The sequence below is a fragment of the Arhodomonas sp. KWT genome, assembly GCF_010993615.1.
The window spans coordinates 1-667 of the sequence record NZ_WNXE01000920.1; the positions used below are offsets into that span (position 1 = coordinate 1).

At 70.2% G+C, this 667-nt stretch carries 1 pseudogene; it reads left to right on the plus strand.

Annotated features, from left to right (window positions below):
- Window positions 1–667 (plus strand): annotated as a pseudogene (locus G7A99_RS23310) (phenylacetate--CoA ligase); the annotation flags it as partial.

Below are 667 nucleotides of genomic sequence, written 5' to 3' on the forward strand. Positions count from 1 at the left end.
CCGAGGTGCACCACATCCACGGGACCTCGGGGACGTCCGGGCGGCCCACGGTGTTCGGCATCTCCCGCTCGGACTGGGACACCATCGCCAACAATCATGCACGGATCATGTGGGGCATGGGCCTGCGCCCGGGGGACACGGTGTTCGTCGCCGCCATCCTGAGCCTGTACATGGGCTCCTGGGGGGCGCTCATCGGCGCCGAGCGGCTCGGCTGCAAGGCCTTCCCGTTCGGTGCCGGCGCGCCGGGGATGACCTCCCGCGCGGTGACCTGGCTGCGCATGATGCAGCCCGCCGGCTTCTACAGCACGCCCTCGTACGCCCAGCGCCTCGCCGAGGTCGCCCGCGAAGAGGGCGTGGACCCGCGGGAGTTCGGCATCCGCGTGATGTTCTTCTCCGGCGAACCCGGCGGCTCCATCCCGGGGATCCGCGACAGTATCGCCGAGACCTTCGGCGCGCGGGTGGTTGACTGCGGCACGATGGCCGAGGTCACCCCGTGGATGCACGGTGCCGGCAGCGCCGACACCGACGGCATGCTGCTGTGGCAGGACATCGTCTACACCGAGGTCTGTGATCCCGAGAGTTTCCGCCGCGTGCCCTACGGCAGCCAGGGGACGCCGGTCTACACCACCCTGGAGCGCACCTCCCAGCCCATGATCCGGCTGTTCTC